The organism is Hydrogenophaga laconesensis, assembly GCF_031457235.1.
Classification (GTDB): Bacteria; Pseudomonadota; Gammaproteobacteria; order Burkholderiales; family Burkholderiaceae_C; genus Hydrogenophaga; species Hydrogenophaga laconesensis.
Genome location: NZ_JAVDWE010000003.1, coordinates 148648 through 174445, shown reverse-complemented (window position 1 = coordinate 174445; position 25798 = coordinate 148648). Strand labels below are relative to the sequence as shown.

The 25798-nt window shown below is 65.3% G+C and carries 26 protein-coding genes and 4 tRNA genes; 13 read left to right on the top strand and 17 right to left on the bottom strand.

The features are described 5' to 3' along the window. Positions 1-113 precede the first annotated feature (113 nt). From J2X09_RS07525 to folC, 9 genes are all read right to left on the bottom strand, one after another. Positions 114-190, bottom strand: a tRNA-Asp gene (locus J2X09_RS07525). Positions 191-259: 69 nt separating this feature from the next. Then, positions 260-335 (bottom strand) — tRNA-Glu (locus J2X09_RS07520). Between the two features lie 95 nt (positions 336-430). After that, positions 431-506, bottom strand: a tRNA-Ala gene (locus J2X09_RS07515). A 76-nt stretch (positions 507-582) separates the two neighbouring features. Further along, positions 583-1971, bottom strand: coding sequence for a glutamate--tRNA ligase (gene gltX / locus J2X09_RS07510; RefSeq protein ID WP_204732361.1), 1389 nt, complete (start codon positions 1969-1971; stop codon positions 583-585). A 1-nt stretch (position 1972) separates the two neighbouring features. Then, positions 1973-3184 (bottom strand): O-succinylhomoserine sulfhydrylase, encoded by a 1212-nt coding sequence (locus J2X09_RS07505; RefSeq protein ID WP_204732362.1) that lies wholly within the window; start codon positions 3182-3184, stop codon positions 1973-1975. Between the two features lie 14 nt (positions 3185-3198). Then, positions 3199-4704 (bottom strand): amidophosphoribosyltransferase, encoded by a 1506-nt coding sequence (gene purF, locus J2X09_RS07500; RefSeq protein ID WP_204732363.1) that lies wholly within the window; start codon positions 4702-4704, stop codon positions 3199-3201. Positions 4705-4724: 20 nt separating this feature from the next. Then, positions 4725-5210, bottom strand: a complete 486-nt coding sequence (locus tag J2X09_RS07495) for a CvpA family protein (RefSeq protein WP_204732364.1) — start codon at positions 5208-5210, stop codon at positions 4725-4727. Positions 5211-5232: 22 nt separating this feature from the next. Next, a complete protein-coding gene (locus J2X09_RS07490) occupies positions 5233-5988 on the bottom strand; it encodes an SPOR domain-containing protein (RefSeq protein WP_204732365.1) in 756 nt (251 codons plus the stop codon). A 26-nt stretch (positions 5989-6014) separates the two neighbouring features. Beyond that, positions 6015-7367 (bottom strand): bifunctional tetrahydrofolate synthase/dihydrofolate synthase, encoded by a 1353-nt coding sequence (gene folC, locus J2X09_RS07485; protein ID WP_204732366.1) that lies wholly within the window; start codon positions 7365-7367, stop codon positions 6015-6017. Positions 7368-7432: 65 nt separating this feature from the next. On the opposite strand from folC, the gene J2X09_RS07480 reads away from it, so the two are divergent. The 3 genes from J2X09_RS07480 (at position 7433) to argG (ending at position 9536) form a co-directional block, all read left to right on the top strand. Next, positions 7433-7780: an ArsC family reductase gene (locus J2X09_RS07480; protein WP_204732367.1), complete on the top strand. Its 348-nt coding sequence runs from the start codon at positions 7433-7435 to the stop codon at positions 7778-7780. Between the two features lie 78 nt (positions 7781-7858). Then, a complete protein-coding gene (gene ppnP / locus J2X09_RS07475; protein WP_204732368.1) occupies positions 7859-8176 on the top strand; it encodes a pyrimidine/purine nucleoside phosphorylase in 318 nt (105 codons plus the stop codon). A 22-nt stretch (positions 8177-8198) separates the two neighbouring features. Beyond that, positions 8199-9536, top strand: a complete 1338-nt coding sequence (argG, locus tag J2X09_RS07470; RefSeq protein ID WP_204732369.1) for an argininosuccinate synthase — start codon at positions 8199-8201, stop codon at positions 9534-9536. Positions 9537-9840: 304 nt separating this feature from the next. Here the strand turns inward: argG and murB are convergent, their stop codons facing one another. Further along, the gene (murB, locus tag J2X09_RS07465) at positions 9841-10893 is read right to left on the bottom strand and encodes a UDP-N-acetylmuramate dehydrogenase (protein ID WP_204732370.1); all 1053 of its coding nucleotides are present in this window, start codon (positions 10891-10893) and stop codon (positions 9841-9843) included. Positions 10894-10932: 39 nt separating this feature from the next. Here murB and J2X09_RS07460 point away from each other — a divergent pair, with 39 nt between their 5' ends. Together J2X09_RS07460 and J2X09_RS07455 are read left to right on the top strand one after the other, a co-directional pair. Continuing rightward, complete coding sequence (locus J2X09_RS07460; protein ID WP_204732371.1) at positions 10933-11424, top strand: YajQ family cyclic di-GMP-binding protein; 492 nt, start codon at positions 10933-10935, stop codon at positions 11422-11424. A 110-nt stretch (positions 11425-11534) separates the two neighbouring features. Continuing rightward, on the top strand, positions 11535-12182 hold the full coding sequence (locus J2X09_RS07455) for a retropepsin-like aspartic protease family protein (RefSeq protein ID WP_310307900.1): 648 nt from the start codon (positions 11535-11537) through the stop codon (positions 12180-12182). Here the strand turns inward: J2X09_RS07455 and J2X09_RS07450 are convergent, their stop codons facing one another. From J2X09_RS07450 to J2X09_RS07435, 4 genes are all read right to left on the bottom strand, one after another. After that, positions 12183-12548, bottom strand: coding sequence for a RidA family protein (locus J2X09_RS07450; RefSeq protein ID WP_310307898.1), 366 nt, complete (start codon positions 12546-12548; stop codon positions 12183-12185). Next, positions 12545-13168: a glycerol-3-phosphate 1-O-acyltransferase PlsY gene (plsY, locus tag J2X09_RS07445; RefSeq protein WP_204732373.1), complete on the bottom strand. Its 624-nt coding sequence runs from the start codon at positions 13166-13168 to the stop codon at positions 12545-12547. The genes J2X09_RS07450 and plsY overlap by 4 nt, the downstream gene beginning before the upstream one ends. Before the next feature lie 51 nt (positions 13169-13219). Then, positions 13220-13711 (bottom strand): aminoacyl-tRNA deacylase, encoded by a 492-nt coding sequence (locus J2X09_RS07440; protein WP_204732374.1) that lies wholly within the window; start codon positions 13709-13711, stop codon positions 13220-13222. A 116-nt stretch (positions 13712-13827) separates the two neighbouring features. After that, the gene (locus tag J2X09_RS07435) at positions 13828-14871 is read right to left on the bottom strand and encodes an aldo/keto reductase (protein ID WP_204732375.1); all 1044 of its coding nucleotides are present in this window, start codon (positions 14869-14871) and stop codon (positions 13828-13830) included. A 111-nt stretch (positions 14872-14982) separates the two neighbouring features. Between J2X09_RS07435 and J2X09_RS07430 the strand changes: the two genes are divergently transcribed. Continuing rightward, a complete protein-coding gene (locus tag J2X09_RS07430; protein ID WP_204732376.1) occupies positions 14983-15666 on the top strand; it encodes a YiaD family glycine zipper/OmpA-like lipoprotein in 684 nt (227 codons plus the stop codon). Here the strand turns inward: J2X09_RS07430 and J2X09_RS07425 are convergent. Further along, entirely contained in the window at positions 15663-17468 is a 1806-nt protein-coding gene (locus J2X09_RS07425; RefSeq protein ID WP_204732377.1) for an acetate--CoA ligase, read from the bottom strand. The genes J2X09_RS07430 and J2X09_RS07425 overlap by 4 nt on opposite strands. Before the next feature lie 35 nt (positions 17469-17503). Between J2X09_RS07425 and J2X09_RS07420 the strand changes: the two genes are divergently transcribed. The 6 genes from J2X09_RS07420 (at position 17504) to J2X09_RS07395 (ending at position 24062) form a co-directional block, all read left to right on the top strand. Further along, positions 17504-18421, top strand: coding sequence for an alpha/beta fold hydrolase (locus J2X09_RS07420; protein ID WP_204732378.1), 918 nt, complete (start codon positions 17504-17506; stop codon positions 18419-18421). Between the two features lie 65 nt (positions 18422-18486). Next, entirely contained in the window at positions 18487-19041 is a 555-nt protein-coding gene (locus J2X09_RS07415; RefSeq protein ID WP_204732379.1) for a hypothetical protein, read from the top strand. A 78-nt stretch (positions 19042-19119) separates the two neighbouring features. Continuing rightward, positions 19120-20224 (top strand): peptide chain release factor 2 gene (prfB, locus tag J2X09_RS07410; protein ID WP_204732380.1). Its coding sequence is split into 2 segments (ribosomal slippage): positions 19120-19200 and positions 19202-20224, totalling 1104 coding nucleotides; the frame shifts between segments, so codons are not numbered across the junction. A 3-nt stretch (positions 20225-20227) separates the two neighbouring features. Next, positions 20228-22924, top strand: coding sequence for an aminopeptidase N (gene pepN / locus J2X09_RS07405; RefSeq protein WP_204732381.1), 2697 nt, complete (start codon positions 20228-20230; stop codon positions 22922-22924). 14 nt (positions 22925-22938) lie between these two features. Further along, positions 22939-23946, top strand: coding sequence for a class 1 fructose-bisphosphatase (locus tag J2X09_RS07400; RefSeq protein ID WP_204732382.1), 1008 nt, complete (start codon positions 22939-22941; stop codon positions 23944-23946). Between the two features lie 40 nt (positions 23947-23986). Further along, positions 23987-24062 (top strand) — tRNA-Thr (locus tag J2X09_RS07395). Positions 24063-24492: 430 nt separating this feature from the next. Here the strand turns inward: J2X09_RS07395 and J2X09_RS27070 are convergent. Together J2X09_RS27070 and J2X09_RS27065 are read right to left on the bottom strand one after the other, a co-directional pair. Next, positions 24493-24666 carry a hypothetical protein gene (locus J2X09_RS27070; RefSeq protein WP_204732383.1) on the bottom strand — a complete coding sequence of 58 codons (174 nt, stop codon included), beginning with the start codon at positions 24664-24666 and terminating at the stop codon, positions 24493-24495. A 45-nt stretch (positions 24667-24711) separates the two neighbouring features. After that, positions 24712-25317, bottom strand: a complete 606-nt coding sequence (locus J2X09_RS27065; protein WP_374726486.1) for a tyrosine-type recombinase/integrase — start codon at positions 25315-25317, stop codon at positions 24712-24714. 106 nt (positions 25318-25423) lie between these two features. On the opposite strand from J2X09_RS27065, the gene J2X09_RS07380 reads away from it, so the two are divergent. Beyond that, positions 25424-25795, top strand: a complete 372-nt coding sequence (locus J2X09_RS07380) for a YciI family protein (RefSeq protein ID WP_204732384.1) — start codon at positions 25424-25426, stop codon at positions 25793-25795. The last annotated feature ends 3 nt before the right edge of the window (positions 25796-25798 follow it).

Genomic DNA, 25798 nt, shown 5'->3' with positions numbered 1-25798 from the left:
CGCACTGCTACTCCGAAGCCGTTTCGGGGTAGCACCGCTGGTGCATAGACGGTGTAGCGCGCAAAAGAAAAAGCCGTTGCAAATCAATGACTTGCAACGGCTTTCCGTGTTGGTGGCGGAGTGGACGGGACTCGAACCCGCGACCCCCGGCGTGACAGGCCGGTATTCTAACCAACTGAACTACCACTCCTGGTAGATGGCGTTCGTTCTTGCGAACCAAGTGCCAACCACTTGTTGCCTACTTGCCTTGCGGCTTGTTTGGCGACCCTACGGGGATTCGAACCCCGGTACTCACCGTGAAAGGGTGATGTCCTAGGCCTCTAGACGATAGGGTCATAACCTGGACTCAAAGAGCCTCACATTGTAGCAGTTACAGAAGCTGTTTTTTCTGTGACCGCCGCGATGAGTGACTCATTGCGACTTCAATCCTTGGTGGAGGTAAGCGGGATCGAACCGCTGACCTCTTGCATGCCATGCAAGCGCTCTCCCAGCTGAGCTATACCCCCACAGGGTTTGCCGATTCACTTTGCCACTTTCGTCGCCCAGTGCATTCCAGCAAGCCTCAGATTATAGGCGATTTTTTCAGGCATTCTGCAAACGGCGCAGAACTACTTCACGATCTTGCAACTCCAGCACAGCATCGAGCGACGGCGTCTGCGCCGTGCCCATCACCAGCACCCGCACCGGCATGGCCAGTTGCGGCATCTTCAGACTGTGCAAGGCGAGCACTTCCTTGATGGCCGCCGCGATGCTGGCCTTGTCCCAGTTGCATGCGGTGAGCTTTTCGGCCAGCGTCGCCAGCACCGGGCGCACGGTGTCGGTCACGTGTTGTGCGCGCTCATCGGCATTGGGCGTGATGTCCGCATAAAAAGCCTGCGCCCAATGGGCCAGCGCTACGGTGGTATCGCACCGGTCCTTGAACAAACCGCAGATGCGTGGAAGGCGCGCATCGGTCTCGATGCCCTGCTGCCGCAGATGCGAGGACACCAGCGGCGCGAGCGCGTCGTCGGCCATGGCCTTGAGGTGCTGGGCATTGACCCAGCGCAGCTTGGCTTCGTCGAACTGCGCAGCGCTGCGGCCCAGGTGATCCAGGTTGAACCACTCGAGGAACTGCGCACGGCTGAAGATCTCATCGTCACCATGGCTCCAGCCCAGCCGCGCGAGGTAGTTCACCATGGCATCAGGCAGGTAGCCTTCGTCGCGGTACTGTGTGACGGGCTTGGCGCCGTTGCGCTTGCTCATCTTTTCGCCCTGCTCGTTGAGCACGGTCGGCAGATGGGCGTACACCGGCGGCTCCTTGCCGAGCGCGCGGAAGATGTTGATCTGGCGCGGCGTGTTGTTCACATGGTCGTCGCCACGGATCACGTGCGTGATGGCCATGTCTATGTCGTCCACCACCACGCAGAAGTTGTAGGTGGGCGTGCCGTCAGGCCGCGCGATCACAAGATCGTCCAGCTCCTCATTGGCGATCTCGATGCGGCCCTTGACCTTGTCGTCCCAGGCCACCACGCCGCCTTGCGGATTCTTGAAACGCAGCACGGGCTTCACGCCTTCGGGCACGGGCGGCAGGGTCTTGCCAGGCTCCGGTCGCCATGTGCCGTCATAGCGTGGTTTTTCCTTGTTGGCCATCTGCTTCTCGCGCAGCGCGTCGAGTTCGGCCACGCTCATGTAGCAGGGGTACACCAGACCGCCGGCCACCATCTCGGCGAGCACGGCCTTGTAGCGGTCCATGCGTTGCATCTGATAGAACGGGCCTTCATCGTGGTTCAGGCCAAGCCACTGCATGCCTTCGAGGATCACGTCCACCGCAGCCTGCGAAGACCGCTCCAGGTCGGTGTCTTCGATGCGCAGGATGAAGGCACCGCCTGTGGAACGTGCAAACGCCCATGGGTAGAGGGCGGAGCGGATGTTGCCAAGGTGGATGAAGCCGGTGGGCGACGGAGCGAAACGGGTGCGGATGGGTGCGGACATGTCAGAAGGTGGTGAGGCCACGGTCGAGGTCGGCCTGGATATCGCCGAGGTGCTCCAGCCCGACCGCCACGCGGATCAGGCCCTGCACCACGCCAGCGGTCTGGCGCTGCGCCTCGGTGAGGCGGCCGTGCGAGGTGCTGGCGGGGTGCGCGATCAAGGTTTTTGTGTCGCCCAGGTTGGTGGACAGCGACATCACTTTCAGCGAGTCCAGCACGTGGAAAGCGCGGGCGCGGGCCTGATCGGGATCGGCGGCCTTCACAGCGAAGGACAGCACCGCGCCACCACAGTCCGACTGCTGCGCCATGGCCAGCGCATGCTGCGGGTGGCTCTTCAAACCGGGATAGTAGACGCGCTCCACCGAGGGGTGCTCCTCCAGCCACTGGGCCAGCGCAAGCGCGTTGGCCGACTGCGCGCGCATGCGGATGTCCAGCGTTTCCAGGCCTTTCAGCACGACCCAGGCGTTGAAAGGAGCGAGCGTCATGCCGGCGCTCTTGAGCACGGGCAGGAAGGTCTTGGTCACAAGCTCCTTGCTGGCACACAGGGCACCTGCCATGACACGGCCCTGACCATCGAGGTATTTGGTGCCCGAGTGCATGACGATGTCGGCGCCCAGCGCAATCGGGCGCTGCAGAGCGGGCGTGGCGAAGCAGTTGTCCACGCACAGCAGCGCGCCGGCCGCGTGCGCGATATCGGCGATGGCGCGGATGTCGCAGACCTCGGTCAACGGGTTGGTGGGCGTCTCCGCGAACAGCAGACGCGTGTTCGGCTTCACTGCGGCCTTCCAGGCGGCCACCTCGGTCTGCGAGACGAAGGTCGACTCCACACCGAACTTGGCCAGATCGGAACCGATCAGCTTGATCGTGGAACCGAACATCGAGTGCGAGCAGATCACATGATCGCCGGCCTTGAGCAATCCCATGCACATCATGAGGATGGCCGACATGCCCGAGGCCGTGGAAATACAGGCCTCTGCGCCTTCGAGCGCGGCGAGGCGCTGCTCGAAGCTGGCCACCGTCGGGTTGCCGTAACGGCCGTAGGTGAAGCCCTCCTCATCGCCCGCAAAACGGCGCGCGGAGGCCTCGGCGCTGGGTTGCACGTAGCCACTCGTGAGGTACAGGGCTTCGGAGTTCTCGCCGTAAGGGCTGCGTTCGACGGCTTCGCGCACGGCCAGCGTGTCGCGATGCAGGTCGGGCTTCTTGTTGTTGTCGTTCATGGAAAGTTACGTTGTCAGGCCACCTGGGCATTGGGCAAGGCCAGGCGCGAGGTGTCTTCGTCGCCCTCTTCGCCCTGGTCGCGGCCGGCGTTGAGGCGGGCGATGTCGGCCGGGGTGATGTCGCCGGTGACGTACACACCGTCGAAGCACGAGGCATCAAAGCCCGAAAGCCGGGGATTGAGCGAGCCGATGGCCTGCTTCATCGCATCCACATCCTGGTAGATGAGCGCGTCGCAGCCGATGATCTCGCGCACCTCTTCGACCGTGCGGCCATGCGCGACCAGTTCGCCAGGCGTGGGCATGTCGATGCCATACACGTTGGGAAAGCGCACCGGCGGCGCGGCGCTGGCGAGGTAGACCTTGCGCGCGCCAGCGTCACGCGCCATCTGCACGATCTCGCGGCTGGTCGTGCCGCGCACGATGGAGTCGTCCACCAGCAGCACGTTGCGGCCCTTGAATTCGCTGCCGATCACGTTGAGTTTCTGGCGCACCGACTTCTTGCGAACGCCCTGCCCCGGCATGATGAAGGTGCGCCCCACATAACGGTTCTTCACGAAGCCTTCGCGGTAAGGCAGGCCCAGCAGTTGCGCCAGCTCCATCGCACTCGGGCGTGAAGACTCGGGAATGGGAATGACCACATCGATCTCGTTCGGCGGCACGGTGGAGATCACGCGCTTGGCCAGCGTCACGCCAAGGTTCAGGCGCGCCTGGTAGACGGAGATGCCATCCATCACGGAATCGGGTCGTGCCAGGTAGACGAACTCGAAGATGCAGGGGTTGTGGCTGACCTGGTCGGCACACTGTTCGAACTGCTGCCGGCCTTCCAGATCGACGAAGACCGCTTCGCCGGGCTGCAGATCGCGGTCGAATTCGAAACCCGTGCCTTCCAGCGTCACGGATTCGCTGGCGACCATCACGCCACCGTCCTTGTTGTGGCCCAGACACAGCGGGCGGATGCCGTGCGGATCACGGAAAGCGAGCAGGCCATGGCCGGCGATCAGCGCCACCACGGCATACGAGCCTTTCACGCGCTTGTGCACGCCGCGCACGGCCGCGAACACATCGGCCGGCTTCAGCGTGACGCCACGCGTGACCTTTTCGAGCTCATGCGCCAGCACGTTGAGCAGCACTTCCGAGTCGCTCTCGGTGTTGACGTGGCGATGATCCGTCTGGAACAGCTCTTGCGCCAGCGCCTTGGCGTTGGTCAGGTTGCCGTTGTGCACCAGCACCAGGCCGAAAGGCGCATTCACGTAGAACGGTTGGGCCTCTTCCTCGCTGAACGCGTTGCCTGCCGTGGGATAGCGCACCTGGCCCAGGCCGCACATGCCCGGCAGCGCGCGCATGTTGCGGGTGCGGAAGATGTCGCGCACCATGCCTTTGGCCTTGTGCATGAAGAACTTGCGGCCCTGTTGCGTCACGATGCCTGCGGCATCCTGCCCGCGATGTTGCAAGAGCAGCAGCGCGTCGTAAATGAGCTGATTGACGGGCGCCTTGCTCACCACGCCGACGATTCCACACATGATCGGATCCTCAGGAAAAACTAACGGATATATCGGGCCACAACTTCGGGCAACAAGGGCTTGATCTGGTGCAAGGTGGCCGACAGCACGGACGCCGTGACCGAATCGCGCCACCATGCGGCCGCCTGCATCTGCGTCATGCTCACCACGAGCGCCACCGCCAGCAGGATCACCACACCGCGCAACAGACCAAAAGCGCCGCCGAGCACACGGTCCACCGGCCTCAGCCCGACCGAGGCCACCAGCTTCTGCACCAACCAGGCACCCATGCCTGCTGCAAATGCCACCACCACGAACACCAGCACGAACCCTGCCGCCAACCGCAGCGGCGGCGACAGGCCGTCCACCGGCAACCAGGCCCCGGCCTGGTCGGCAAACGCCTGGGCCAGCACGAACGCCGCCACCCAGCCCGCCACCGACAAAACCTCGTACACCAGCCCACGCCACAAACCCAGCACGACCGAGAGCAGCAACGCCGTGAGCAGCACCCAATCGGTCAGGACCATCAGTGCTCCAGGCCGAGGGGGGTCACAGTGTGAGCACGGCGGCGCTCAGGCCGAGGGCCTTGACCCGGGCAGCCACCTTGTCAGCCTCCGCACGGCTGTCAAACGGTCCGACGCGCACGCGAATGCGCCTGCCATCCGGCGTCTGAGCCACATGCGTGTAGGTCTTGAGTCCCGCACCTTCCAGTTTCTGGCGCACCGCTCGCGCACTGCCCTCTTCGGCGAACGCGCCCACCTGCACCACCAGCCGCTCGGCCGTCGCGGTGGCTGCCGCAGGCTTGGCAGCCGCTGCGGCTGCCGGCTTGTTCTCAAGCAGGGCACGGGCACGGTTGGCCTCAGCCGAGGGCTGCTGCGCCGGCTTGGCAGGCGGTGCGGCCGGCGCCGCAGCGGCCGGTGCGGGAGCGGCCGCCACAGGGGGCCGCGTGGGAGTCGGGGTTGGAACGGGAGTTGGAGCAGGCGCAGGTGCCGGCCGGGGCGCGGTTTCGATCACCTCTTCCTGCTCGCCGATGCCGTCCCGCACCGTCGTCACTGGTGCACTGGCGGCCGGCTTGCTGGTTACCTTGGCGGGCGTCGGGATGTTCTTGGCGGGAATCTCGATCGGAATGTCGACCGAGATCGGGCGCGGCTGGGTATCGAACACCAGCGGGAAACCCACCACGCCGGCCAGCACGAGCACGCTGGCACCGATCAGGCGATGGCGTGCACGGCGGCGCACGGCCTCGATGCTCTGTGGCGGGGAGGGCGAGGCGTTACCCTGGGAACCGGAGCGGGATTTGAACATTCGGGTGGGGCCGTGGCGATGAAGGGCTAGGCAGACAGGTGTTTCGCCGACATTCGGGGCACGCCGTCCTGCAGCACGCCACCCACGGTGTAGAACGATCCGAAGACCACGATTCTATCAGCGGGGTCCGCCGTGGCGACACAGGCCCGCAGGGCGTCCATGGGCGTGTCGTGGCGCCCTGCCACCCGCCCCCGGCAGGTGGGATGGGCCTCCAGTTGCTCGGCCAGGGCCGCCGCCGTGCTGGCGCGCGGCAATGGCAGGCTGGTCAGGTGCCAGCGGTCGACCAGCGGCGCGATGCGATCCAGCATGGCGGCGAGGTCCTTGTCGGCCATGGCCCCGAACACCGCGTGCGTGGTGGGATAGAAACCCATCGCGTCCAGGTTCGCGGCCAGCGCGGCCACGGAATGCGGGTTGTGCGCCACGTCCAGCACCAGGGTGGGCGTGCCGGGCACGATCTGGAAACGCCCGGGCAACTCCACCAGCGCCAGGCCGGTGCGCACCGCCTGTGCCGTCACGGGCAGGCGGCCGCGCAGGGCTTCCACCGCCGCCAGCACACCCGAGGCATTCACCAGTTGGTTCGCACCGCGCAGCGCCGGGTAGGCCAGGCCGGCGTAGCGCCGCCCGCCATGCGAGGGATGCATGGCCCAGCCCCACTGCTGCTGGTCGCCCGCGAAATGGAAGTCCTTGCCCAGTCGCCAGAGCTCGGCACCGATCTCGAGCGCGCGATCCAGCACACTCTGCGGCGGCACAGGGTCGCTCACCACCACCGGGCGGCCGGTGCGCATGATGCCGGCCTTCTCGAAGCCAATGGCCTCGCGGTCGTTGCCCAGCAACGCCATGTGGTCCAGCGCGATGCTGGTGATGACCGCACAGTCGGCGTCGATGATGTTCACGGCGTCCAGCCGCCCACCGAGACCCACTTCCAGTATCGCCACATCCAGCCCGCTGCGGGAGAGTGTGCGCAGGATGGCGAGCGTGGTGAATTCGAAATAGCTCAGGCTGATCTCGCCCCCTTCGTCACCGGCCTGGCCCCTGCGCGCCACTTCCACCTCGGCAAAGGCGGGCAACAGTTCCTCCTGGGCGACGGACTCTCCGGCGATGCGGCAACGTTCCTCGAAATGCACCAGATGCGGCGAGGTGTAGACACCCGTGCGGTAGCCCGACTGGGTGTAGACCGCCTCCAGCATCGCGCAGGTGGAACCTTTGCCATTGGTACCGGCCACGATGATCACCGGGCAATCCAGCGTCAGACCCATGCGCTGCGCGACCCGCTGCACACGGTCCAGCCCCATGTCGATGGTCACGGGGTGGAGGCGTTCGGCGTGGTCGAGCCAGTCGGCCAGGGTGGTGGGATGGGCGGGCACGGGAATGTCGAGCATGGGCGGGATTGTCCCATTCGCGCCCATGCTCCGGTGCCCGAGGGACATGGCGGACAATGCGCACCATGATCACCGTCTATGGCATCCCCAACTGCGACACCGTGAAGAAGGCCCGCACCTGGCTGGCGGAACACGGCGTCGATCACAGCTTCCACGACTTCAAGAAGCAAGGCGTTCCGACCGACCACCTGGACCGCTGGCTGAAAGCCGCTGGGTGGGACACGGTCATCAACCGCAAGGGCACCACCTGGCGCCAGCTGGACGAGACCACGCGCGCTGGCGTCTCGGACGTCGCGAGCGCCCGTGTCGTGGCGCTCGCCAACCCGAGCCTGATCAAGCGCCCGGTCGTCGAATGGGCCGACGGCGCCATCACCGTGGGTTTCAACGCCGCCGACTGGCAGCAGCGCGTCTGACCCCGTCTGCCCGACGGCAAGCCGCGGCCTAAAATCGCGGTTTCGCCTCCCGCTTGTTCCCGCTTCACCCCCAACACCATGAGCACCTCCCAATTCGACGGCGTGACCGTCAGCACCCAGGCCAATGTGTACTTCGACGGCAAATGCGTCAGCCACGGCATCACCCTGACCGACGGCACGAAAAAGTCGGTCGGCGTGGTGCTGCCCGCCACCCTCACCTTCAATACCGGCGCCCCCGAGATCATGGAATGTGTGGCCGGCGGCTGCGAGTACCTGCTGGCCGGCACCACCGAGTGGAAAAAGTCCGGCCCGGGCGACAAGTTCAACGTGCCTGGCAACAGCAGCTTCCAGATCCGCGTGACCGAGCCCTACCACTACATCTGCCACTTCGGCTGATCTTCCGAGCCGAAAGACCGACATGGCCACCATCCTCCAGAACCTTCCCACCCAACAGAAAGTCGGCATCGCCTTCTCCGGCGGCCTGGACACCTCCGCCGCACTGCTGTGGATGAAGCAGAAGGGCGCGATCCCCTACGCCTACACCGCCAACCTGGGCCAGCCCGACGAGCCGGACTACGACGAGATCCCGCGCAAGGCGATGGCCTACGGCGCCGAGAAGGCCCGCCTGATCGACTGCCGCACGCAGCTGGCCCATGAAGGCATCGCCGCGCTGCAATGCGGCGCGTTCCACATCAGCACCGCCGGCATCACCTACTTCAACACCACGCCGCTGGGCCGTGCCGTCACCGGCACCATGCTGGTGGCCGCCATGAAGGAAGACGACGTCCACATCTGGGGCGACGGTTCCACCTTCAAGGGCAACGACATCGAGCGCTTCTACCGCTACGGCCTGCTGACCAACCCCAGCCTGAAGATCTACAAGCCCTGGCTGGACCAGAAGTTCATCGACGAGCTGGGTGGCCGCGCCGAGATGAGCGCCTTCATGACGGCCAATGGCTTCGGCTACAAGATGAGCGCGGAGAAGGCCTACAGCACCGACAGCAACATGCTGGGCGCGACACACGAGGCGAAAGACCTGGAGCACCTCAACAGCGGCATCCGCATCGTCAACCCCATCATGGGCGTGCCGTTCTGGCGCGAGGACTGTGTGGTGAAGGCCGAGGAAGTGACCGTGCGCTTCGAGGAAGGCCAGCCGGTCGCCCTCAACGGCCAGACCTTCGGCAGCCCGGTGGACCTGATCCTGAAGGCCAACGAGATCGGCGGCCGCCACGGTCTGGGCATGAGCGACCAGATCGAGAACCGCATCATCGAAGCCAAGAGCCGTGGCATCTACGAAGCTCCCGGTCTGGCCCTGCTGTTCATCGCCTACGAACGCCTGGTCACGGGCATCCACAACGAGGACACGATCGAGCAGTACCGCATCAATGGCCTGCGCCTGGGCCGGCTGCTGTACCAGGGCCGCTGGTTCGACCCGCAAGCCATCATGCTGCGCGAGACGGCGCAACGCTGGGTGGCGCGTGCCATCACGGGCGAGGTGACGATCGAACTGCGCCGAGGCAATGACTATTCGATCCTGAACACGGACAGCCCAAACCTCACGTATGCGCCGGAGCGCCTGAGCATGGAGAAGGTGGAAGACGCACCGTTCTCGCCGCTGGACCGCATTGGCCAGCTGACGATGCGCAACCTCGACATCACCGACACGCGAGGCAAGCTGGGCATCTATGCCAAGACCGGGCTGCTGTCGCTCGGTGAGGGTTCGCAGATGTTGAAGCTTGAGGGTGAGGGGAAGTAATACCCTTCTCTCCCAGACTTCGCGGGATCGGGGCGCCCTGGCGCTCTGCTCCGCGAATGTCCCCCGGCGGCGGGAGGCCTCCTCCTCCTTTATTTCGCTGCGCAGAGCGCCAGGTCACCCCGATCCAAGGTGATGCTGGCGCTTTCTTTTTGGCGTGCCCAGGTGCAGGCGGTCTGACGAGGCGGGGTGGCTGGCGCAGCGGCATAAAAGGAGGAGCCCCGGCGCTGCCGGGTCGGGGGACAGCCGCGGAGCCGGCCACCCCACCTCGTCGGACCACGAAGAAGCGCAGGCGTTAAAACCGGCCCTAAACCACCACCGGTTCAGGCTCCAGCAAGATGCCGAACCGCTCGTACACACTGGTCTGAATGGCCTTGGCCAGCGTCATCACTTCACCACCCGTCGCCCCACCCCGGTTCACCAGCACCAGCGCCTGCTTCTCGTACACGCCAGCATTCCCCACCCCCCGGCCCTTCCAGCCGCAGGCATCGATCAGCCAGCCCGCCGCCAGCTTGATGCTGCCGTCTGCCATCGGGTAGTGCACCACCTTCGGGTCGCGCGCGATGATGTCCGCGCACTGCTCCACGCTCACCGTCGGGTTCTTGAAAAAACTGCCCGCATTGCCGATCACCGCCGGATCCGGCAGCTTGGCACGGCGGATCGCGCAGATCCAGTCGAAGATCTGGCGCGCATCCGGGTGCGACACCCCTGTCTCCGCCATCTTGCGCTCCAGATCCGCATAGCCCAGCACCGGCTTCCAGGGCTTGGGCAGCCAGAAACGCACCCGCGTGATCAGCGCACGTCCCGCCAGGCCGAAGCCCTTGTCGCCCGCCGGCGTGTGCTTGAACACGGAATCCCGATAGCCGAAACCACACTGGGCGGCATTGAGCGTGAAGGACTGGCCGGTCTGCAGGTCAATGGCGTCCAGCTCGTGGAAGCGGTCCTGCAGCTCCACGCCGTACGCGCCGATGTTCTGCACCGGCGACGCGCCCACGCAGCCTGGAATCAGCGCCAGGTTTTCCAGTCCGGGCCAGCCCTGCTCCAGCGTCCACTGCACGGTTTCGTGCCAGTTTTCTCCGCCGCCGGCCTCGATCAGCCAGCCTTTGGCGGTTTCCTCCACCAGCCGGCGGCCACGGATCTCCACCTTGAGCACCAGGGGCTTGATGTCGCCCGTGAGCACCAGGTTGCTGCCTCCGCCCAGCACGAAAGGCGCGGCCTCGCGTGTGAGCGAGGCCCATCCGGCGTCCGCCATGAGGGTGCGCACATCGGCCTCATCGCGCACGCGCGCCAGCCGCAGCGCGCGCGCCACGATGCCAAAGCTGTTGTATGGCTGGAGTGCCACGTTGTTCTCGACTACCATCCCGGGATTGTCTCACCCACCCCTCAGGATTCATCTGCCATGCCTTCTTTTGACACCGTACTCGAAGCCGATTTCGTCGAAGTGAAAAACGCGGTGGACCAGGTGACGCGCGAGATCGGCACCCGCTTCGATTTCAAGGGCACCGGGGCCGCCATCGAGCTCAAGGAAAAGGAGAAGGAAATCATTCTCCACGGCGATGCCGAGTTCCAGCTGCAGCAGATCGATGACGTGCTGCGCGGCAAGCTGACCAAGCGCGGTGTGGACGCCCGCTTTCTCGATGTCGGCAAAGTCGAGAAAGCCGGCGGCGACAAGGTCAGGCAGGTCGTCAAGGTGCGCAATGGCATCAGCACCGAAGACGGCAAGAAGATCCAGCAGGTCATCAAAGGCAGCAAGCTCAAGGTTCAGGGCGCCATCCAGGGCGATGCGGTGCGCGTGACCGGCGGCAAGCGCGACGACCTGCAGGCGGCGATGGCGCTGATCCGCAGCGAGCTGAAAGACCTTCCCCTCTCGTTCAACAACTTCAGGGATTGATGCCCATCCCCGTTGCTTGCTCACTGCGTGTAGCCGCATCCCCCCTCAAGGGGGCAACACCTGCGGCCCGGCAAAGCCGGTTCCGCGGTGTTCCTGGTGCGATTCACGTCGTGCGCAAGGCTTTGCTGGCGATCGGGATGGGGCTGACGGTACAGGGTGCCTGGGCCCAGCAGGTGGCCCTCTCCGGCGTCGCCGGAGGCAAGGCCTTGGTCCATATCGACGGCGCGGCGCCGCGCTTCATGTCGCCTGGCCAGGCGCACCAGGGTGTGAGGTTGCTCAGCACACAGGGCGACTCGGCTGTGTTCGACATCAACGGCCAGCGCCAGGTGCTGCGGGTGGGCGATGCGCCCGTGAGCGTGGGTCGTTACGCCCCTGATCAGGACGCCGGCGCGCAGCGCATTGTGCTCACCGCGGACGCCATGGGCCATTTCATGCCCGCTGGCCAGATCAACGGGCGCAGCGTGCAGTTCATGGTGGACACCGGCGCCACCATGGTGATCCTCAGCGAGGCCGATGCACAGCGCATCCACCTTGACTACAGCAAGGGCCGCAAGGTCAACATCAACACGGCCAACGGCAGCGTGATCGGCCATCAACTGCGGCTGGACTCCGTGCGTGTGGGCGCCGCACAGGTGCACGGCGTGGATGCGGTCGTGTTGCCGCAAGCCATGCCCTATGTGCTGCTGGGCAACAGTTTCCTCACGCGCTTCCAGATGCAGCGCACCAACGACCAGTTGACACTGGACCGCCGGTTCTGATCAGGCAGCCACGGCGGCCGTGACGACGATCTCGATGCGGTACGCAGGGTCCGCGAGCGCGGCCTGCACCGTGGCGCGCGGCGGCGCCGTGCCCGGAACGACCCAGGCGTCCCACACCACGTTCATGGCGGTGATGTCGGCGATGTCGGCCAGATAGATCTGCGTGCGCAGGATGCGCGACTTGTCGCTGCCCGCCTCCTCCAGGCGTTGCCGCACCTGTTCCAGGACATCCTCGGTCTGCCCGGTGATGTCGGTGTCGCCCCGCTCGGGCACCATGCCCGCGAGGTAGACCACACCATTGAACACGGCGGCCTCGCTGTAGCGTGCGGCCATGCCGATGCGGGTGATATCGCTGGACGTGCTCATTTCTTCTTCGCTCCCAGTTTGCTTTCCGTGCCTGCCAGCAGGCGATTGATGTTTTCCGAGTGCCGCCATACCAGCAGCAGGCCCATGACCGCCAGGCTCAACACCTGAACACCCGGTGCATCCCAGGCCACGCGGTTGCCCAGCAGGAAGTAAGCCGGGGCAAACACCGCCGTGACGATGGACGCCAGCGAGGAATAGCGGAAAAAGATGGCGATGATCAGCCAGGTGGCCAGCGCCGCCAGGCCCAGCCAGGGTTCAAAGGCCAGGATGACACCAGCGGCCGTGGCCACCCCCTTGCCGCCCTGGAAGCGGAAGAACACCGGGTACAGGTGCCCGAGGAACGCCGCCAGCCCCACCAGGGCCACCGAGCCATCGCCGAGCCCGTATGCCCCACCCCACCACTTCACCGCCATCACCGGCAGCCAGCCTTTGAACGCGTCGAGCAGCAGGGTGATGATGGCCGCGGCCTTGCTGCCCGAGCGCAGCACATTCGTGGCACCGGGGTTCTTGCTGCCGTAGGTGCGCGGGTCGTTCAGGCCCATGAGGCGGCTCACCAGCACGGCGAACGACAGCGAGCCAATGAGGTAGGCGGCCACCGTGGCCAGCAGGGGATAGGTCATGAAAGGTTCTCCTCGTTCTCGTGGTCGACCGCGTCTGCGCGCGGTGGCTGGCTATTCTGCCAGTGCGCAGTTCACCGGCTTCGCACCGAGCGGTCCCACAAGCACAGCGGGGTCGATGCCGACCAGAAAGCCTCGTCGCCCGCCATTGATCCAGATCTTCGGCAGCGTCAGCACCGTTGCCTCGACCCACACCGGCATCGCGCGCTTGAGGCCGAAGGGCGAGGTGCCACCCACGAAATAGCCGCTGTGGCGGTTGGCCACCTCGGGCTTGCAGGGCTCCACCGACTTGGCGCCAATCTGCCGCGCGAGGTTCTTCGTCGACACCGTGCGGTTGCCATGCATCAGCACCGCCAGTGGCTTGGCGGCCTCGTCCTGCATGATCAGCGTCTTCACCACCGCGAACGGATCGAAGCCGAGCACCTGCGCGCTGTGCTGCGCACCACCGTGCTCGACGTACTCGTAGGTATGTTCCGTGAATGCCACCCCATGCGCCTTGAGCCAGGCGGTGGCGGGCGTTTCACTGACGTGCGACTTTTTTGCCATGGAGAACTTTCAGGCAAGCAGTGGCATCGACCAGAGATGCCGTGGAACCGGCTTCGCCGGGCCACTGGCATCGCCCCCTTGAGGGGGTCGCGCGAAGCGCGGCGGGGGTGTCCCGCTCACTGAGCGGGGTCCCTGTTCTCCCAGCGGATCTTGTCGATGGCGGTCAGGAGTTCGGGTGACAGCGTCGTGCCCCAGGCATCCAGGCACTCGTCCAGCTGCGCCAGCGTCGTCACGCCGATGATCGTGCTGGCGACGCGCCGGTTGGCGTAGCAGAAGGCCAGCGCCATCTGCGTGGGCGTGAGGCCGTGTTCACGCGCCAAGGCGTTGTAGCGTCGCGCGGTGTCCAGCGCCTCGGGGCGGCCCCATCGCTGTTTGCGCATCGATTCGTAGATCGCCATGCGGCCGGCATCGCCCACCAGGCCGGTCCGGTCGTACTTGCCGCTCAGCAGGCCGAAGCCCAGCGGCGAGTAGGCCAGCAGGGACACACCGAGCCGGTGGCAGGTTTCATCGAGCCCGTTCTCGTAGCTGCGGTTGATCAGGCAGTACGGGTTCTGCACCGTCGCCACGCGTGGCAGGCCGTGCTGCTCGGCCAGGCGCACGAACTCGTGCACGCCATACGGGGTTTCGTTGGACAGGCCGAAGGCCTTGACCTTGCCGGCCTTCACCAGTTGCTCCATCGCCTCGAGCTGCTCCAGCACCGGGGGCGTGGGTTTGTCCTTGGCGGGATCGAAATAGAGGGCGCCAAAGGCAGGCACGTTGCGCGCCGGCCAGTGGATCTGGTAGAGGTCGATCACGTCGGTCTGCAGGCGGCGCAGGCTACCTTCGCAGGCTTCGATGATGCCGGCCTTCGATACCTCGGGCCGCATCCACGGCATGCCACGCGCGGGGCCCGCCACCTTGGTGGCCAGCACCACCTTGTCGCGCGCGCCCTGGCGACGCGCGAACCAGTTGCCCAGAATGGTTTCGGTGGAGCCGCTGGTTTCGGCCCTTGCCGGCACCGAGTACATCTCGGCCGCGTCGAGGAAATGGATGCCGCGTTCCAGCGCGCGGTCCAGGATACCGTGCGCGGTCGCCTCGTCCACCTGTTCACCGAAAGTCATGGTGCCCAGACAGATGGGCGTGACCTGCAGCGCGCTGCTGCCCAGGGATACGTTGTTCATGCAAGTGTTTGTAAATAGGATGGACGGAAGCGCAGTTGACAAACCGCAGAGGTATAAGTTTAGGGTGCATTGCACGTTTCAACAGACTTCAACCAAGCAGTGGAGAAAACCATGACCAACTTCAACATCCAACTGACCCGTGGCCTGACGGTCACCGCACTGGTGGCCGCCGTGGCGCTCACCGGCTGCGCCAACATGAGCGAGACGCAACAAGGCACGGCCAAGGGCGCGGGCATCGGCGCCGTCGCGGGGGCGCTGCTGGGCGCCGCCACCGGGGGGTCCAAGGGTGCTGCAACAGGCGCTGTGCTGGGCGCGGGCGCGGGCGCCGTCGGCGGCTATGTCTGGTCCAACAAGATGCAGGAACAGAAAAAGCAGATGGAAGCCGCCACCGCGGGCACCGGCATCGGCGTGAGCCAGACCTCGGACAACCGCCTCAAGCTCGACGTGCCCGCCGATGCCGGCTTCGCCACCGGCCGATCCACCGTGAGCCCGACCTTGCAGAACGTGCTCAGCCAGTTCGCCGGCACGCTCAATGCCAACCCGGTGACCGCCGTGGCGATCGTCGGCCACACCGACAGCACCGGCAGCGATGCGGTGAACAACCCCTTGTCGTTCGACCGCGCCAACGCCACGCGCGACTACCTCGTGGCACGCGGCGTCTCCGCCACCCGCATCGCCACCGACGGCCGCGGTTCGCACCAGCCGATCGCTGACAACAGCACGGCGCAAGGCCGCGCCGCCAACCGCCGTGTGGAGATCTACGTGGCCGAGCCGGCTCAGACTGCCGCCCGTTAAGCCCCGTTTCTCCGAAGCCCCTCGTCGTTTTTTCGGCGCGGGGCTTTTTTCTGGATGGCAGAACGCAAACGCGCCCGTTCCTCTTCCTGCAACCGCAGCACCCGCCTCTGCACCTTCCCCGTCGTCGTCATCGGCAAGGCATCGATGAACTCGATCTCCTTCGGGTACTCGTAGGGCGCCAGCATCCCCTTCACATGCGACTGCAAGGCCTTCACCAGGGCATCGCTCCCCGCGAAGCCGGCCGCCAGCACCACATACGCCTTCACCACCGCACCCCGCTCCGCATCCGGCTTCGGCACCACTGCCGCATTCGCCACCGCCTCGTGTTTCACCAGACAGTTCTCGATCTCGCTCGGCCCGATGCGGTACCCCGCCGCCTTGAACACATCGTCCGCCCGACCCTGGTACCAGAGATAGCCGTCGGCATCGCGCGTGGCCAGATCTCCCGTGCGGCACCAGCTGTCTGACGGATCACCGGTGTACTTCGCACGCGTGGCACCTTCATTCTTCCAGTAGCCCAGAAAGAACACCGGATCCGGATCACCATGCACATCCAGCCGGTGTACCGCCACATCGCCCGGCACGCCCACGGGGCATTCATTGCCTTCACCGTCCAGCACCGCCACGCGGTGGCCCGGGTACCCCTTGCCCATGCTGCCCGCTTTCGCGGGCCATAGCAGTGCGCAGTTGCCCACGATGTAGTTGATCTCCGTCTGGCCGAACATTTCGTTCACCGTCACGCCCAGCTGATCGCGACACCATGCGAACACCGCGTCGCCCACCGCCTCGCCCGCGCTCATGAGCGCTTGGAGTTTCAGCCGGTAACGTGGCCGCACCACAGGCACCGCCTTCATCATCGCCTTGAGCGCGGTGGGGAACAGGAAGCTGTGCGTCACGCCATGCAACTGCATCAAATCGAACGCCAGCTCAGGGGAAAAACGGCCGTTGTGACCCACGATGGGCCGGCCGAAGTACAACGTGGGCAGCAAGGCGTCCATCAGGCCGCCGGTCCACGCCCAGTCCGCAGGTGACCAGAACACCGCCTTCGACGGCACCGCGGCATCGACCGGGTCGAAGCCGAACCAGTTCTGGCTGCAGATGAAACCACTCAGGTTGCCGATGAGCGCGCGGTGCGGAATCAGGGCGCCTTTCGGGTTGCCCGTGGTGCCACTGGTGTAGATCAGCACCGCCGCCTCGTCCGCCCGGGTGTTCACCGGATCGAATTCCGACGGCTCCTGCGCCAGCAGATCACCCCAATCGAGATCGGCCCGCATGCCTTCGGGGGTGCCGTCGCCGTCCACACCGATCACCGCACGCAACAACGGGCAGCGCTCGCGCACGCCCAGCAGGGCGGACAGCGAAGGCTGGTCGCAGATGGCGACCACGGCTTCGCTGTCGTGAAGGCGGTATTCCAGCGCGTCCGGCCCGAACAGCTGCGACAGCGGCATGCCGACCGCCCCCATCTGCAGCACCGCCATGTACGCCACGGCGGTCTCGAAACGCTGGGGCAGCACGATGCCGACGCGGTCGCCCCGCTGCACGCCCAGCGCCGCCAGTGCGTTGGACAGGCGGTTGGCCTGATCCATCAGCGCCGCATAGCTGTGGTGGCGCGGCGAACGGCCGGGTGCAGACGCGATCACCGCCGTGCGCGAAGCGGTGTCGAGCTGCTCGGCCCAGCGCCGCATGCAGGCCATGGCGATGTTGAAGTGGTCGGGCACCTGCCAGCCAAAGTGGCGGTGCAGATCCAGGTAAAGGTCTCCGGGACGCGCGGGTGGCTTGTCTCTGGCTTGACTCCGGGCCATGGTTTGTCTCCGTGTCGTTCTCTATGATTGATCGAATGTACCAACCCCGGAAGCTTTCCCGAACCGAGTTCGTCCCGGTCCGGCACCTGCAGTACCACGTGCGCCAATGGGGCGAGTCCGATGCCGCCCAGCCGCCGCTGGTGCTGGTGCACGGCTGGATGGACGTGTCCGCCTCCTGGCAGTTCGTGGTGGACGCGATGCGCACCGACCGCTGGATCATCGCGCCCGACTGGCGCGGCTTCGGCCTGACCCGGGCCGACGGCCCGCCGCCCGACAACTACTGGTTCCCGGACTACCTGGCCGACCTCGACATCCTGCTCGACCACTACACGGGCGACCGCGTGGTGGATCTGGTAGGCCACAGCATGGGCGGCAACGCCGCGATGATCTACAGCGGCGTGCGCCCGCAGCGCATCCGCCGCCTGGTGAACCTCGAAGGCTTCGGCATGCCTGAGACGCGACCTGCGCAGGCGCCTGGGCGCTACGCGCAGTGGATCGACGAGGTCAAGGCGCTGCACCGCGGCGAGAACACGCTCAAGGCCTACGCGTCGGCGGATGGTGTGGCCCAGCGCCTGATGAAGACCAACCCGCGCCTGCCCGGCGACAAGGCCGACTGGCTCGCGCGCCAGTGGGCGGCGCCGAATGCGCAGGGGCAGTGGGAAATCCTCGGTGAGGCGGCGCACAAGATCGTCAGCGCCCAGCTCTACCGGCTGGACGAAACCCTGGAGATCTACCGCCGCATCACAGCGCCCGTGCTCTCGGTCACCGCCAGCGATGACAGCCTGAGCCTGTGGTGGAAAAACACCTTCACACTGGCCCAGTACAAGGAGCGCATCCGGTCGGTGCCCAACCTGCTCAGCGCCGACGTGCGCGATGCCGGGCACATGATGCACCACGACCAGCCCGAGGAACTCGCCCGCCTGCTGGAGAACTTTCTCCAGATACCGGGCTGATGCCACGACACCCGGTATACGGGTTGTTGCATTCGACGCGGAGCGGGACGGGCATACTCGCGCCCATGGTTTTGAATCTGCCCTGCCACCCACCCCGTCTGGCACCCCGCGCCCTGGCCTCGTTCGTGCTGCTGGCGGCGCTGTCGTCTCCGGTGCTGGCCATCGACTGGACGCTCTGCCCAGGCCTCAACGACCCCATCCCCGAAGGCGCCATCGAACCGCGCCACGAGACCTTCTTCTCCCCCTACACGCACCACTGGTCGCACGATGAAGAGCACAAGCCGGTGGTGGCGTTGAGCGTGAGCCGCCTGCTCCCCAACGACCGCAAGTGTGGCATCAGCCTGTTCCGCAACTCCTTCGGGCAACCCTCGGCCTATGCCTTCGTGGGCAAATCGTGGCCGGGCATCTGGCCCAGCCAGCCCCGGGTCTACGCCTCGGTGACCGCCGGCATCATGTATGGCTACGTGGGCAAATACAAGAACAAGGTGCCGCTCAACGTCGGCGGCTTCTCGCCGGCCATCGTGCCGGCCGTCGGCTACCAGCTCTCACCCCGGTCGTCGCTGGAAATGCAGATTCTGGGCACTGCAGCCGTCATGTTCGGCGCCAACTGGCGGTTCTGACATCCGGCGCCCTGCCGGCCAAGGGCCGGCCCATGAGAAAATCGCCGTCTTTGTACACAGACAGCAGGAAAACGTCCCATGGAAGCCGAACGCAGCAACGCCATCCGAAGCCAGCTCGAAGACCTGACCACCCGGGTGGTCGAGCTCCGGAGGTATCTTTGACTACGATGCCAAGGCATCGAAGCTGAAGGAAGTCGAGTCCGCGCTCGAAGACCCGACGGTCTGGAACGACCCCAAGCGCGCCCAGGACCTGGGCCGCGAGAAGAAATCCCTCGAAGACGTGGTGCTGGTGCTCGACCGGCTCACCGCTGAGCTCGCCGACAACACCGAGCTGTTCGAGATGTCGAGCGAGGAAGGCGACACCGCCGGCCTGCTCACCATCGAGGCCGAAGCCGGCAAGGTGGCTGCGGAGGTGGAAAAGCTCGAATTCCGCCGCATGTTCAACAACCCGGCCGATCCGTTGAACTGCTTTGTCGACATCCAGGCCGGCGCGGGTGGCACCGAAGCCTGCGACTGGGCCAGCATGCTGCTGCGCCAGTACCTGCGCTACGCCGAACGCAAGGGTTTCAAGACCACCATCGAGGACGAAACCGAAGGCGACACCGCCGGCATCAAGAGCGCGACCATCAAGGTCGAGGGCGAATACGCCTTCGGCCTGCTGCGCACCGAAACCGGCGTGCACCGCCTGGTGCGCAAGAGCCCGTTCGATTCGTCTGGCGGCCGCCACACCTCGTTTGCATCCATCTTCGTGTATCCAGAGGTGGACGACTCGATCGAGATCGACATCAACCCCGCCGACGTTCGCACCGACACCTACCGCGCCTCCGGCGCTGGCGGCCAGCACATCAACAAGACCGACTCCGCCGTGCGCCTCACGCACATTCCTACCGGGATCGTGGTGCAGTGCCAGGACGGCCGCAGCCAGCACAGCAACCGCGACGTGGCATGGAAGCGCCTGCGTTCGCGCCTGTACGACCACGAAATGCGCAAGCGCATGGAAGAGCAGCAGAAGCTGGAAGACAGCAAGACCGACGTGGGCTGGGGTCACCAGATCCGCTCGTACGTGCTGGACAACAGCCGCATCAAGGACCTGCGCACCAACGTCGAGATCTCCGCCACGCAGAAGGTGCTGGACGGCGATCTCGATCCCTTCATTGAAGCGTCACTCAAACAGGGGGTCTGACCCATGAGCTCATTGCGTGAAGGCCCTGCCACCGTGGTTCGCCGCGAGGACTACGCCGCCCCGGCCTACTGGATCGACACCGTCGACCTCTGTTTCGACCTGGACCCCGCCAAGACCCGCGTGCTCAACAAGATGCGGCTGCGCCGCAACCCGGTCGTGCCGGCACAGGCCCTGCGGCTGGATGGGGAAGAACTGAACGTGGCCCGCGTGCTGGTCAACGGCGCGGGCTGCTCCTTCAAGATCGACGGCAACCAGCTTGTGCTGGAAAGCCTGCCCGAAGGCCACGAGCCGTTCGACCTGGAAATCTTCACGATCTGCGTGCCTGAGAAGAACACGCAGCTCATGGGCTTGTATGTGAGCCAGGGCACGTTCTTCACGCAGTGCGAGGCGGAAGGCTTCCGCCGCATCACCTACTTCCTGGACCGCCCGGACGTGATGGCCAGCTACACCGTCACGCTGCGCGCCGACAAGTCGAAGTACCCGGTGCTGCTGTCCAACGGCAACCTGGTGGACGAAGGCCCATTGCCCGATGGTCGTCACTTCGCGAAGTGGGTCGACCCGCACAAGAAGCCCTGCTACCTGTTCGCACTCGTGGCCGGCCAGCTGGTGGCGCGCGAGCAGCACATCATTTCGCGCAGCGGTGGCAAACACCAGCTGCAGGTCTACGTGCGCCCCGGCGACATGGACAAGACCGAGCACGCCATGAACTCGCTCATCGCCAGCGTGGCCTGGGACGAGGCCCGCTTCGGCCTGCCGCTCGACCTGGAACGCTTCATGATCGTCGCCACCAGCGACTTCAACATGGGCGCGATGGAGAACAAGGGCCTCAACATCTTCAACACCAAGTACGTGCTGGCCAACGCCGCCACCGCGACCGACACCGACTTCGCCAACATCGAGTCGGTGGTGGGCCACGAGTACTTCCACAACTGGACAGGCAACCGCGTCACCTGCCGCGACTGGTTCCAGCTCAGCCTGAAGGAAGGCCTCACCGTCTTCCGCGACCAGGAATTCAGCATGGACCTGTGTGCTGAGCCCTCGGCCCGCGCGGTCAAGCGCATCGAGGACGTGCGCGTGCTGCGCACCGCGCAGTTCCCCGAGGACGCCGGCCCCATGGCCCACCCGGTGCGGCCCGACAGCTACGCCGAGATCAACAACTTCTACACCGTCACCGTCTACGAGAAGGGTGCCGAGGTTGTTCGCATGATGCAGACCCTTGTGGGTCGCGACGGTTTCGCGGCGGGCATGAAGCTCTACTTCGAAAGGCACGATGGCCAGGCCGTCACCTGCGACGACTTCGCGCAAGCCATCGCCGATGCCAACCCCGACAGCGACCTCGCGCGGCTGCTGCCGCAGTTCAAGCGCTGGTACAGCCAGGCCGGCACGCCGCATGTGCAAGCCGAGGGTGTGTACGACGCCGATGCCCGCAGCTACACGCTCACCCTGTCGCAAAGCTGCCTGCCCACACCCGGACAAGCCCTCAAGGAACCGTTCGTGATCCCGGTCTCGCTCGGCCTGCTCAGCGCCGATGGCCAGCAACTGCCGCTGCAGCTCGCGCACTGGACGCACGCCGAGGAAGGCAGCCGCACGCTGGTGCTCACGCAGGCGAGCGAAAGCTTCACCTTCGTGAACCTCGACAGCGCGCCGGTGCCTTCGCTGCTGCGCGGTTTCTCGGCACCCGTGGTGCTGGAATGCCACTACACGGACGCGCAACTGCTCACCCTGCTGGCCTCCGACCCCGACCCGTTCAACCGCTGGGAAGCCGGCCAGCGCCTGGCCCTGCGCCGCGCACTGCTGGCCATCCTGAACGAAGGCCCGGTCACCACCGAGCCGCTCGACGGCGCCTTCATCGGTGCCATGCGCGAGGTGCTGCGCCACCCACAGCTGGACGCCGCGTTCAAGGAACTCGTGCTCACGCTGCCCAGCGAGACCTACATCGCCGAACAGCTGGCCGAGGTGGACCCGCAGCGCGTGCACGCCGTGCGCGAGGCCATGCGCGAACAGCTGGCCTCCGCGCTGCAGGATGACTGGGTCTGGGCCTTCGAGACCCACAAGGACAACGGCGCCTACAAGCCCGACCCCATCGGCACCGGCCGCCGCGCCCTCGCCGGCCTGGCGCTCGGCATGCTCTGCGTGGCCGCGCGCCACACCGGCGACGCCGTGTGGCCGGGCAAGGCGTATCAGCACTTCAAGAACGCCAGCAACATGACCGACCGCTTCAACGCGCTGTCGGCCCTGGTGGTGAGCGAGCACGCGCTCGCCCGCGAAGCGCTCACCCGCTTCCACGCACTGTTCCGCGACGAAGCCCTGGTGCTCGACAAATGGTTTGCCCTGCAGGCCGGCGCGCCGGACCGCAACGGCAACGTGCTGCCTGCGGTGCGCAAGCTCATGACGCACCCGGACTTCAACATCAAGAACCCGAACCGCGCACGCAGCGTGATCTTCAGCTACTGCAGCGCCAACCCCGGCGCCTTCCATCGCACCGACGCGGCGGGTTACCTGTTCTGGAGCGAACGCGTGATGGAACTCGACGCCTTCAACCCGCAGGTGGCCGCACGCCTGGCGCGCGCGCTGGACCGCTGGAAGAAACTCGCCGAGCCTTACCGTGGTGCGGCGCGCGAAGCCATTGCGCGCGTGGCCGCCAAGCCCGACCTGAGCAACGACGTGCGCGAGGTGGTCACCCGCGCCCTGGCAGACTGAAACGGACCCCTCCCATGGCAAAAAACATCTCCCTCACCCGCTACCTCGTCGAACAACAACGCGTCGATGGTCACATTCCCTCCCAGCTCCGGCTGCTGCTGGAGGTGGTCGCGCGCGCCTGCAAGAGCATCAGCCAGGCCGTGAACAAGGGCGACCTGGGCGGCGTGCTCGGCGCAGCCTCCACCGAGAACGTGCAAGGTGAAGTCCAGAAAAAACTCGACATCATCGCCAACGAGGTGCTGATCGAGGCCAACGAATGGGGCGGCCACCTGGCGGCCATGGCCAGCGAGGAGATGGACAGCATCTACGTGGTGCCCAACCGCTACCCGCAAGGCGAATACCTGCTGCTGTTCGACCCCCTGGACGGCTCCAGCAACATTGATGTGAACGTCAGCATCGGCACCATCTTCAGCGTGCTGAAAAAGCCCGACGGCAGCGCCGGCGTGAGCGAGCAGGACTTCTTGCAGAGCGGCGCCCAGCAGGTGGCGGCAGGCTACTGCGTCTACGGCCCACAGACCACGCTGGTGCTGACCGTGGGCGACGGCGTGGCCATGTTCACGCTCGACCGCGAGCAGGGCTCCTTCGTGCTGACGCAGGAGAACGTGAAGATCCCCGCCGACACCAAGGAATTCGCGATCAACATGAGCAACATGCGCCACTGGGACGCCCCGGTCAAGCGCTACGTCGAGGAATGCCTCGCCGGCACGGAAGGCCCGCGAGAGAAGGACTTCAACATGCGCTGGATCGCCAGCATGGTGGCCGACGTGCACCGCATCCTCACGCGCGGCGGCATCTTCATGTACCCCTGGGACAAGCGCGAACCGAACAAGCCCGGCAAGCTTCGCCTGATGTACGAGGCCAACCCCATGAGCTGGCTGGTCGAGCAGGCCGGTGGCGCGGCCACCAACGGCCGCGAACGCATCCTCGACATCAAGCCCGGCAAGCTGCACGAACGCGTGAGCGTGATCCTGGGCTCGAAAAACGAAGTCGACCGGGTGACCTCTTACCACCTGGAGGGCTGACCGAACCCCCTCTGCCAGCCCGGCTATAATGCAGGGCTTCGCCGGTGTAGCTCAGTTGGTAGAGCAGCTCATTCGTAATGAGAAGGTCGGGTGTTCGATTCATCTCTCCGGCACCAACAGTCACAAGGAAAGCCCGCTATCTAAACGATAGCGGGCTTTTTCTTTTTGCCTTTGTGTAGCCACTGTGTAGCCAGCAGGCAGGGTTTTTCGCCGTGTGTGCGTACTGCGCGTGCGTCCTATTTGACCCGACCGAAGGCGACCCCGATACTGAGGTGCATGCACAAGCCCCCCACCTCCACCGAAACGCTGCCGCCAGCGCTGAATTCCGCATTGCTCGATGCCGAGTCGAAGGAACCACCAATGTTGTGCTGGACGCAGTTGCTCCGTGGACCGACCCCCGAGGGGAACTGGCGGGCTCAACTCCCCCCCTTGCCCGACGACTTTTCGCCAGAAGATTTGTTTTCTCAGGGTTGAGGGTTTCAGACCACGCTGTGATGGGCCTTTGCTGTCTTTTGCTGACATTGACGCGCGTTATAGGCTTGGTGGCTAGCCGCAGACATCAAGCTTTCTCAGGTGCGCATCATTGCCAGTGCCCGAGCGCGCCCGCAACGCCTTGTACAACTGCGCCGGTCCAAGAAGCGTGTTCTTCAACCCCTCGCGCACGCGCTCCGACCCTAACGCCTGCGTGCTCAGGACTTGGTGGGCTTCGAGGGCATCCATGATGGCGTGCAGCAGCGCGTTCTTGAGGTCTGGCGAGTTGGCAAACTATTCCTTTCTGTTTCTCGCGGCCAGCTGCGCCAGTCTCTCATTCTCAAGCAGCTTGCCCTTGAGCACGCCATTCACATAGACCAGTTGGTCATCGTCGCTCAGCCCGCCCTCGGACAGCCCGTTCACATGCGGCACGAGAACGCCCCTCTCATCTTGCTTCCGCGGGAGAGTCGCCAATAGTTGCGCAAGGTAGGGGGTCAGAGGGATGGTGCGGGTGTCCTCCACCTTGTCGGCGATGGTGAGCTTGCGCCACTGAAAGTCCACGTTCCCCCACGTCAGGGAGGCTAGCTCTTCGCGGCGGGCGCCTGTCAGGAGCAACGCTCGCAGATACACAGACGCAGTGCGATTGTTCAGTTGTTCCACGCCAGACCACCAACCGGACACCTGAGCAGCCTCAAGCGCATCAGTGCGGCGTGTGCTGCTCGGCAGGCTTTCGACGATGGCTGGGGCTCTGCCTGCCTCACGGTCGGTTAACTCTCTGTACTCCGGGCGAGCGGCGCACCAACGCAGGAACCCCCGGAACATCATGAGCGCACGCGCAGCTTGATGCTTGCCTACCAGGGCCTCGCGGTCGTACCAAATTTTTAGACTGTCTTCGTTCACACCGGCCAGCCGGTCCTGGCCGCCCGGCCCGTAGCGCTCAGGAAAACTGTCGATTTCCGGCCACCATGATCGTCGTCAGTGCACCCTCCACTTCAAGGCAACTCCCATGAAATACCTCGGTCTGGCTTACTTCACCCCGGAACGATTCGCCGCGATGGCTCCGAATGACGTGCAGACACTGGTCGGCCAATGCCCGGCGCTGGACGAGAAGATGCGTGCCACGGGCAAGGTGCTGGTGTCCGCGTCACTGGGCGACCTGGACACCTGGAAAACACTTCGCCCGAGCAACGGCAGAACGCTGGTCAGTGACGGCCCGTACACCGAATCGAAGGAAGTGGTCGGCGGCCTGTTCATCATCGAAGCGGAGAACCACGACGAGGCGCTGCAGATCGCCTCGATGCACCCGGCCGCCAGCTTGGGTGAAGAAGGTGGATGGGCGGTCGAGCTCATTCCCCTGGACTTTTTCCTGGCCCGATAAGGG

Coding starts and splice junctions, on each gene's coding strand:
- gltX (WP_204732361.1), bottom strand. CDS start 1,971: ATGTCCGCACCCATCCGCACCCGTTTCGCTCCGTCGCCCACCGGCTTC.
- J2X09_RS07505 (WP_204732362.1), bottom strand. CDS start 3,184: ATGAACGACAACAACAAGAAGCCCGACCTGCATCGCGACACGCTGGCC.
- purF (WP_204732363.1), bottom strand. CDS start 4,704: ATGTGTGGAATCGTCGGCGTGGTGAGCAAGGCGCCCGTCAATCAGCTC.
- J2X09_RS07495 (WP_204732364.1), bottom strand. CDS start 5,210: ATGGTCCTGACCGATTGGGTGCTGCTCACGGCGTTGCTGCTCTCGGTC.
- J2X09_RS07490 (WP_204732365.1), bottom strand. CDS start 5,988: ATGTTCAAATCCCGCTCCGGTTCCCAGGGTAACGCCTCGCCCTCCCCG.
- folC (WP_204732366.1), bottom strand. CDS start 7,367: ATGCTCGACATTCCCGTGCCCGCCCATCCCACCACCCTGGCCGACTGG.
- J2X09_RS07480 (WP_204732367.1), top strand. CDS start 7,433: ATGATCACCGTCTATGGCATCCCCAACTGCGACACCGTGAAGAAGGCC.
- ppnP (WP_204732368.1), top strand. CDS start 7,859: ATGAGCACCTCCCAATTCGACGGCGTGACCGTCAGCACCCAGGCCAAT.
- argG (WP_204732369.1), top strand. CDS start 8,199: ATGGCCACCATCCTCCAGAACCTTCCCACCCAACAGAAAGTCGGCATC.
- murB (WP_204732370.1), bottom strand. CDS start 10,893: ATGGTAGTCGAGAACAACGTGGCACTCCAGCCATACAACAGCTTTGGC.
- J2X09_RS07460 (WP_204732371.1), top strand. CDS start 10,933: ATGCCTTCTTTTGACACCGTACTCGAAGCCGATTTCGTCGAAGTGAAA.
- J2X09_RS07450 (WP_310307898.1), bottom strand. CDS start 12,548: ATGAGCACGTCCAGCGATATCACCCGCATCGGCATGGCCGCACGCTAC.
- plsY (WP_204732373.1), bottom strand. CDS start 13,168: ATGACCTATCCCCTGCTGGCCACGGTGGCCGCCTACCTCATTGGCTCG.
- J2X09_RS07440 (WP_204732374.1), bottom strand. CDS start 13,711: ATGGCAAAAAAGTCGCACGTCAGTGAAACGCCCGCCACCGCCTGGCTC.
- J2X09_RS07435 (WP_204732375.1), bottom strand. CDS start 14,871: ATGAACAACGTATCCCTGGGCAGCAGCGCGCTGCAGGTCACGCCCATC.
- J2X09_RS07430 (WP_204732376.1), top strand. CDS start 14,983: ATGACCAACTTCAACATCCAACTGACCCGTGGCCTGACGGTCACCGCA.
- J2X09_RS07425 (WP_204732377.1), bottom strand. CDS start 17,468: ATGGCCCGGAGTCAAGCCAGAGACAAGCCACCCGCGCGTCCCGGAGAC.
- J2X09_RS07420 (WP_204732378.1), top strand. CDS start 17,504: ATGTACCAACCCCGGAAGCTTTCCCGAACCGAGTTCGTCCCGGTCCGG.
- J2X09_RS07415 (WP_204732379.1), top strand. CDS start 18,487: ATGGTTTTGAATCTGCCCTGCCACCCACCCCGTCTGGCACCCCGCGCC.
- pepN (WP_204732381.1), top strand. CDS start 20,228: ATGAGCTCATTGCGTGAAGGCCCTGCCACCGTGGTTCGCCGCGAGGAC.
- J2X09_RS07400 (WP_204732382.1), top strand. CDS start 22,939: ATGGCAAAAAACATCTCCCTCACCCGCTACCTCGTCGAACAACAACGC.
- J2X09_RS27070 (WP_204732383.1), bottom strand. CDS start 24,666: ATGGATGCCCTCGAAGCCCACCAAGTCCTGAGCACGCAGGCGTTAGGG.
- J2X09_RS07380 (WP_204732384.1), top strand. CDS start 25,424: ATGAAATACCTCGGTCTGGCTTACTTCACCCCGGAACGATTCGCCGCG.